General features: G+C 44.2%; 8 protein-coding genes. 3 read left to right on the top strand and 5 right to left on the bottom strand.

Annotation, left to right across the window (positions count from 1 at the left end; translation table 11 throughout):
• Window positions 1–263 (top strand): hypothetical protein (locus LAY41_RS06820; RefSeq protein WP_249095618.1); only part of this gene is annotated, 263 nt, incomplete at its 5' end.
• 391 nt (window positions 264–654) lie between these two features.
• Entirely contained in the window at window positions 655–1,464 is an 810-nt protein-coding gene (locus tag LAY41_RS06815) for a PEP-CTERM sorting domain-containing protein (RefSeq protein ID WP_249095615.1), read from the top strand.
• Window positions 1,465–1,613: 149 nt separating this feature from the next.
• Here the strand turns inward: LAY41_RS06815 and LAY41_RS06810 are convergent, their stop codons facing one another.
• The 5 genes from LAY41_RS06810 to LAY41_RS06790 all read right to left on the bottom strand — a co-directional run bounded on the left by LAY41_RS06810 (window position 1,614) and on the right by LAY41_RS06790 (window position 5,361).
• Window positions 1,614–2,381, bottom strand: coding sequence for a tetratricopeptide repeat protein (locus tag LAY41_RS06810; protein WP_249095611.1), 768 nt, complete (start codon window positions 2,379–2,381; stop codon window positions 1,614–1,616).
• Window positions 2,382–2,459: 78 nt separating this feature from the next.
• Complete coding sequence (locus tag LAY41_RS06805; protein WP_249095609.1) at window positions 2,460–3,146, bottom strand: response regulator transcription factor; 687 nt, start codon at window positions 3,144–3,146, stop codon at window positions 2,460–2,462.
• 17 nt (window positions 3,147–3,163) lie between these two features.
• Window positions 3,164–4,246, bottom strand: a complete 1,083-nt coding sequence (locus tag LAY41_RS06800; protein ID WP_338022947.1) for a sensor histidine kinase — start codon at window positions 4,244–4,246, stop codon at window positions 3,164–3,166.
• 147 nt (window positions 4,247–4,393) lie between these two features.
• Entirely contained in the window at window positions 4,394–4,906 is a 513-nt protein-coding gene (locus LAY41_RS06795) for a helix-turn-helix domain-containing protein (protein WP_249095606.1), read from the bottom strand.
• The gene (locus LAY41_RS06790) at window positions 4,903–5,361 is read right to left on the bottom strand and encodes a DUF6932 family protein (protein WP_249095603.1); all 459 of its coding nucleotides are present in this window, start codon (window positions 5,359–5,361) and stop codon (window positions 4,903–4,905) included. Before LAY41_RS06790 ends, LAY41_RS06795 begins: the two co-directional genes overlap by 4 nt.
• 794 nt (window positions 5,362–6,155) lie before the next feature.
• Between LAY41_RS06790 and kdpA the strand changes: the two genes are divergently transcribed.
• Window positions 6,156–7,829 carry a potassium-transporting ATPase subunit KdpA gene (gene kdpA / locus LAY41_RS06785; RefSeq protein ID WP_249095600.1) on the top strand — a complete coding sequence of 558 codons (1,674 nt, stop codon included), beginning with the start codon at window positions 6,156–6,158 and terminating at the stop codon, window positions 7,827–7,829.
• Window positions 7,830–8,100: the final 271 nt, after the last annotated feature.

Genomic DNA, 8,100 nt, shown 5'->3' with positions numbered 1-8,100 from the left:
CTACCAATACCTTGGCCAAACCGAAAAATGGACTCGCGAGAGTAGGTTGGGTTGAGGCACGAAACCCAATCAATGCGTTGGGTTTTGTGCCTCAACCCAACCTACTAAGAAATGGCGAAGGTATTGTTAAAAAAACCGGGGTTCACCGGGTGGACTTCATGCGGCTGCAAGCCGCTGTAAGTGTCATACTGACAATTTTCTGGCAATGGGGAATAGAAAATAGGAAATTGGTTGAGAATGTTACGGATTTTAAGTCTAAATAATGACTGAGAACTGACTTATGAGTCCGTAAAAACCGCTTCTGCGAGTCCAGAGCGAGGAAACTGGGCTAGGTCGATACTAAGTAAGTTGCGATCGCTGACTTATAGCACTGAAAATATACGGATAATTTTATGCTTTAACAGGTCTAAACTTTGACAATAACTTTATAAATAAAGCTAGCTTCACCTCTTTTTTCTTCATGATTTAATAGCTAATCTGTTTACATAAGCCAAATAGAGCAAAACCAGAGAGAAGCAAAGCCATGAAATCACCTAAATTCTCAAATTTATTAAAAGTTGCCGCTACTGCTATCGGGATCATCTCTGTGACCGGACAAGCAGCCTCTGCCTTCGACTTAAAAGGGGGAACGGCATGGAGTAATCTTTAGAGTGTTTGAACGACTCTGTAGGTCTTGTCACAGGCGCACACGCAGTCGATGCTAATGGGTGGCAGTATGCCTTTGATTCCAACACAGATGGAATGAATGGGAATTACTGGGTTGGGTCTGCGCCGGGACAAAGAAATCCCTATGATTTATCTGGTATGGCTATTAAGGAAACTGCTACCAGCGTTATTATTGCCATCAACGCCAATATGCCGTTAACCGGACAGGCTGAAGCGGGCGTTACAGGCGGTCAGGTTGGATATGGTGATTTGTTCTTGAATATGTCGGGTAAGAACTTTTTACCAGCCATGCAAAGCGGAGATTTATTTGGTATCCGCTTCGCTAGCGCGAATGCTTCTGGAGTACAACAGCTGGGTCTTTATAGCGGTGTTCAGGCTAAGACAGTTACTGAGATTAAGGATGGTTACACTGTTCAAACTTATGGAGGTTTGACAGGTGGCAATAATTCTTACGAAGGCCAGGTCGCACAAGGTGGTGGTACTGTAGGTTATGGCGATTTAACCAGTAACTACTTTACCAATAACGGGCAGAACAAAACATTCAACCTCAACGAGATTGCTTCTGGAAAATATCTCACGGGTATCTCTTTCCTCTCGCAGGGTGCTATAACGCAAGAGTTGCTCGCCACTGGCTATAGTGCTGGGAAATTCAGCGGTTCGCAAACGATCGCGTTCAAGTTTGATAAGTCTGCGGTTTCTATACCCGAACCCGGTACCCTCGCCGGTTTGGCGCTTGTCGGCATGACCTTGGCTACCAGCAAGTTACGCAAACACAACGCTAAATCTCAAACAGCGTAATTTTATCAAGGAAAGTTTTTGCATCTAAAGATGAGGGTTTATTTCCAAAGAGGGAAATAGTTGGCGGTAAATAAACAAAACAAGAATGCGTTTAGTCATAAAAAATGGGGACTGGTAATTTTTACCAGTCCCCATTTCTACTTTTGGTTTCAAGTTATGACAGTGGGATTGCTTCCTACCCGTTGCAGGATACGATCGATCTGCTCTGCTTGCTCAGCTTTACCCTGAGCTTTGAACAAATCTCGCGCTTTCTTAAATGCTTCTACCGCCTGCCGTCGCTGCCCAGATCTAGAGAAAATTAAGCCCAAATTAGCATAAGCTTCGGCAAACTCAGGCTGGATGCGAATAGCTTCCCGCCACTGGGCGATCGCAGCTTCTCGCTCACCTTGCTGTGCTAGGACGTTCCCTAAGTTATAATAAGCTTTGGCATAGCCAGGATTAATCTGAATTGCTTGTTTGTACTGAGCGATCGCATCTCCTAGTTCGCCCTCCTGTGCCAGCGTATTGCCCAAATTGTAGTAAGCTTCTGGCAGATTGGGTTGAAGTACGATCGCCTCCCGATAAGCTGAGATCGCTTCAGCACGTTTACCTAAAGCTGCCAAAGCAGCCCCCAAGTTCAAGTGTGCAATGGCAAAATCGGGATTGAGGCGAATAGCTTCTCGGTATTGAGCGATCGCATCTTCAAATTTGCCTTGCTGTTGCAGCGTCACTCCCTCGTTGTAGTGAGTCTCTGCTTGCTTAAGAGCTTCCGAACCTCCGACAGCAAGACGGGGATTAGTATTGTTGGAAACAGATGTCTGGGAACTGCCAGCATTGCCCAAGTCTTGCAAAGGTAGGGCCAAACAGGGCGAACTCAAACTCATACCAGCGATCGCAGCAGCCAGCAGTTGAATCAACGAATAAGTTTTTCTAGACATAGGCATTCATTGCAGGATTTCTTGTGGGGATACTACCTTAGTTTTCCCGGATTGAACTCAATCTTAACTTTAGTAAATCTAATGTTTGTTGGCTAACAGTTCTGGTGCCACCAATCCTTTTTGGATAGCTAGAACTGCTGCTTGAGTGCGATCGCGTACCTCCAGCTTTTGTAAAATTGCGTGAACGTGAACCCGAACCGTACCTATAGCAATATAGAGCAGTTCGGCAATCTCTTGGTTTGTTTTACCCGCAGCAATCAGCGCCAAAATCTCCTGTTCCCGCCTGGTGAGCGGATTTGCTAACATTTGGGCAGCTTTGGCAACAGGCGGTGGGCTACTGGCAAAGACAGCGCGAATTTCAGCCGTCCCGATTCTATCCCACCACGACGCCCCCGCCGCCACAGAACGCAGTGCCAAAATCAACACATCGGCTTCAATTCCTTTGAGGCAATATCCCTGAGCCCCAGCAGCAATCAATCGTTCAATCAGAGGTTTTTGGGAATGAGAAGTTAAAACCAAAATGGGCAACTGCGGGTGCTGCTGCTTAATTTGCCGACAAGCCTCTACACCCCCAATTCCTGGCAATCCCACATCCAACAAGACAACATCTGGAAGATACTGGTTAGTTAATTCTACAGCCGTCTCACCATCAACGGCCTGGGCCACAACTTCCAATTCTGGCTCTTGTTGTAGCCGCATCTGAAGCCCAAGACGAAACAGTTCATCATCTTCTACCAGCAGTATTCGCAGCAAGCCAGATTTCATGTCAAAGTTTTTCGGTATTAGGCAATAAAATTGATGGGGAGTCGGAAGCCAAACAAAGCACCAAGGGGCGATCGGTTCTCTGCCCAAATTGTACCGCCGTGAGCTTCAATAATCTGGCGACTCAGGTACAAACCCAATCCAGATCCTGTTGCTTGTCGGTTACTGTGACCTTGGTAAAATCGATCGAACAAGTGGGGCAGCTCGTCGCTGGTGATTCCCTGCCCGCGATCGAGAATCTTCACAACTCCACAGCCAGAATCAAACTCCAGTACAATTTCCACTTTACCGCCGCGAGGGGAATGATTAATCCCATTTATCAATAAATTTGTAAAGACTCGCCGCAACTGTAAGGCGTCCCCTTTCACCCACAAAAAGCTCCGAAAGTCAGATGAGTCATAATTAAGCGAAACATACACCCGGCGCGTCGCCGCTAAATCAATTAGCGTAGCAGTTACCTCTTCGGCTAAGGACACCAAATTAATCGGCGCTAGCTGAAGTTGGAGTCCCTCGGCATCGTTGCGGTACACATCCAGCAGCGTCTGCACCAGTTCTAGTGTAGAACGGTGGCTGCGAGCCATCATCTCCAGAACTTTTTGCTGAGGGCTACTCACGACGCCAAATTGTCCGCTCTGAAATGATTTGATTGTCTCAATTGCTCCCAGTAAGGGCGTTTTGAGGTCGTGGGTGAGCGTGGAAACAAAGTCCTCGCGGATACCAGCGAGCTGCTGTTGGGATAGTAACTGCGATCGCTGTTGAGCTAGAGCTTCTTCGTAACGGCGATTGCGATCGCTCAACCATCCCGTTACCAATAGTGCCATTACCACAATCAAACGATTCGCTAATGTCGAAGGATTAAAGGATTCTACAGTCGGTAAAACCAGATTCAACAGCGTTAAAGCGGCAGCTGTTAGTGTAATTTTCAACGTTGCCGATCGACCTAAGCGCGAGTTGGCCATCAAAATTGGCCCGCTATATAGGTAGCCGAACACATACTCTGGCGGCGTGGTATACTCCAGCACCATCACCACTGCAAAGGCGGACACGATCGGGGTACAAGTATTTGCGTGCTTATTCTTAGTAAAAATAATTGCATTGAACATTAGAAAGGGAAGATTTTAGATTTTAGATTTCAAAACTTTACTTTTAACTGGAGTTTAGACGAGCGCAGGTGCGATCGTCTAAACTCCAGAACTTAGTGATAACCTCTTCTAGTTGCAAACCCACTTCTTCCATTTCCAGACGTTTGGCTAAGAACTTACTTTCTGACGGGATTTAGATAGTAACTCCTCTTTAGTAATCGGGGTTCTCCTGAGAGTATCCAAGGGAATCAAAAACTCACCCGATTGGATTTTTATATCCAGGGCATCAACCACCGCCATTACATCAATAAAACTAGCATCTTCATAGTCTTTATCTTCATATTTCTGAATTTTTTCTTCAGTCATTCCAGCTAAATCAGCGAGTTCTTTTTGGCTGAGTTTAGCGGCCATGCGAGCTTTAATTAGAAGCTGCGGTAGATTGTTAATCTCATCGAGCGTTAGCACTATTGGAGTCTGAGAATCGTGGTGTGTGAGGGTTTCAAATTCACTAATTTGTTCCTTTAAATCCTCAACTTGACTCTCGTATGAATCCCTCTGGAGTTTCCACCGCTTAAAATCTGCTTTCAAGCTTTCGTTATTATCCAATTCGGCTATCGATTGCTCAAATCTTTCCAACCAATATAGGGTGTTACGATATTCTTGTTCATTTCTGATCATCATGGCTCCCACCTCAATAAGTCTATGGCGATAATTCCTTTGCGGGCATTATTTCTCGTATCAAATTGGAAAAAATCTAAGTATGTTGTACCATAACTATAACTATTTGCCGGGTAATTAGACGGAAAAATTTCGCCGCCATACCGCGTCTTTTGGTCGGCACGTTTTTGAGCGAAATTATATAAAGTCGGCGCAATAGATTCCAAGTAGTTAATATCAACCCCGTTGGAGTCCCAGCAGGCGTCAAAGTCACCGGGTTTTAACTTGTTGGTGATAAAACTTCCATCGATATAGATAGTTTCACAGCCTGCTTCTTTTAATTGCTCTATTGCCATTTTTAGTCCCTTTATCAGGCGTGACCGACGCGATGTAGTACTAAATCTATCTACAAATTCCTCCCATGTCGCCCAATGTATCCCTGGTGGCAGATAGCCATTTTCATCAAATTCTGGAATCATTACCTCACACCCTAACACACTTTGATTATCCGCATCTGACTCGCCGCAGAGCATCTGGAACTGGATGAGTACGAGCCGAGCGAACAACTGGTCATCATGCTCAAAACTGGGGGTCTTCTGTACTTAGTGTCCTAACTTATCTCAAAAACCGTCATAAATCCTTGCAGGGCAAGCATTTTTAGCATTACCTTAGTTACTGGAGTTGAGTCGATCGCACCAGCGATCGTCTCAACTCCAGTTTTAATTTTAGCTCTTATATTCCTTCTATATCTACATATATAGATATTTTTATAAATACAGATATATTGATTTTTAGATATTATCCAACCAGTATATATCAATACTACACTTAGAAAGCTAAGTTATTTTCAAGACAATTTATATCTTTCATCTGATGTTGAGAATGTAGAAATGCTAGAAGATTTAAGTGTAAATCGTTTAACAGATTGACACAAATTGGCTAGTATTAGACAATGAATTTTGCGAAAACCAAATTCATCCAGACAAAAATACAATTCAATAGCTGTTACTGCGGATGCCCATTATCTGCTATAACCTTGCCCAAAAATTGTGGTTTACTAGGCATTGTAAGGTCAGAAAAACTAATTTTAGCCAGCGATAATCCTACAGTGTATTATGGAGATGACATTCTAGCTGTAGCGGTCAACCCAGGAATGGCTCCAGAACTACAACTTATCCTCAAAAAGAGGCATCCGGTTTTGTGGTCTAATTACACTTGTTCCTTGAATGGTGAATACGACGCGTCTTGTGAAGAGTTATTTATTTTTTGAATTATGTGGCAAGGCTTCTTTCAAATAACACTGACAATCCTGATTTTGGTGCCTATCGTCCATTTTTTGGGACGCTACATGGCCAGAGTATTTTTAGGAGAGAAAACCTTTCTAGACCCAATTATGGTGCCAGTCGAACGCACCATTTACGCACTGGGTGATGTGCGTTACAAAGATGATATGACAGGTTGGCAGTATGCGCGATCGGTCTTATTCAGCAACCTTGTCATGGGCATTCTAGTTTATTTAATTTTTCTGTTGCAGCTCATACTACCCCTAAATCCAACTTCCTTAAATGCGCCCAGTTGGGACTTAGCGTTGCACACAGCTATCTCCTTTCTCACCAATACAGACCAACAACACTACTCAGGCGAGACGACTTTCAGTTATTTCAGCCAGATAGCGGCTTTAGGCTTTTTAATGTTTACTTCCTCCGCCACAGGTTTGGCAGTAGGAATTGCCTTTATTCGAGGTTTGACAGGCAGACCGCTGGGTAATTTTTACGTCGATCTTACCCTATCAATTACGCGAATATTGCTACCTCTGTCAATCGTCGGTGGATTAATTTTAATTTTTCTGGGTGTACCGGAAACACTCGCAGGCCCAGAAACAGTGACCACCTTAGAGGGAGCCAAACAAGTAATTGCTCGTGGCCCTGTTGCCCATTTTGAATTTATCAAACAACTGGGAGAGAATGGCGGCGGCTTTTTTGGGATCAACTCCGCTCACCCGTTTGAAAATCCCAATTCCGCCAGCAACCTGATTGAAACTCTGGCAATGGTTTGTATCCCAGCCGCGTTGATATTCACTTATGCTATCTTTGCAAATAACCTTAAACAAGGATGGCTGCTATTTGGGATGGTATTCATCTTCTATGTTGTTTTGATTGCGATCGCAGCTGTTGGCGAATTCCAAGGTAATCCCCTTGTTAATAACATTTTGGGCGAACAGCAACCTAATTTAGAAGGCAAAGAAGTGCGATTTGGCTGGGCGCAAACAGCACTGTGGGCAATTACAACCACTGGCACTATGTGTGGAGCAGTCAACGGAATGCACGATTCCCTGATGCCTCCCGGTGGTTTTTCAACTCTGTTTAATATGTTTCTGCAAATGGTTTGGGGCGGACAGGGAACAGGAACAGCTTACTTATTCGTTTACCTGATTTTGTCAGTGTTTGTAACTGGACTAATGGTAGGACGAACACCGGAGTTTTTTGGTCGCAAAGTAGAGAAGCGGGAAATCGTTCTCGCCAGCGTTATTTTGCTCGTTCACCCGATCGCAGTTTTGATTCCCAGCGCCATTACATTGGGGTTTCCCGAAACTCTAGCAGGAATTACTAATCCTGGTTTTCACGGTATTTCTCAAGTCGTTTACGAATACACTTCAGCTGCTGCCAATAATGGTTCTGGCTTTGAAGGATTAGGTGATGGAACTATGTGGTGGAACTTAAGTACCAGTATTAGTTTGTTGGCAGGACGCTACTTACCAATTATTGCTCTTTTGCTTTTAGCTGATAGTATGGCTCACAAACAACCTGTACCGGAAACTACAGGTACGTTGCGAACCGATACGGTTTTATTTACTGGCGTCACAGCGGGAGTCATTTTGATTTTGGGAGCGCTAACATTTTTCCCAGTTCTCGCACTCGGCCCGATCGCAGAAGCATTTCAATTTTAGATTTTGGATTTTGGATTAACGGGTTGTATCGTGTTCGGTTGTTATCGTTGGTTGAATTTTTACCGCAGATGAAGACAGATGAACGCAGATGAACGCAGATAAGAGGATTTTTTAGAGAACAGATGTGTAAGGAGATGATATTACTCAGAAAGTTCGACAGCTTTCAGTTCTGCTAAATGTTCCCTAAATTGTCTGTTGTTATCGTTGGTTGAATTTTTACCGCAGATGAAGACAGATGAACGCAGATGAACGCAGATAAGAGGATTTTTTA

This window comes from Argonema galeatum A003/A1 (assembly GCF_023333595.1).
In the GTDB taxonomy this organism is placed as follows: Bacteria; Cyanobacteriota; Cyanobacteriia; order Cyanobacteriales; family Aerosakkonemataceae; genus Argonema; species Argonema galeatum.
This window is presented reverse-complemented; position numbering and strand designations above follow the sequence as displayed.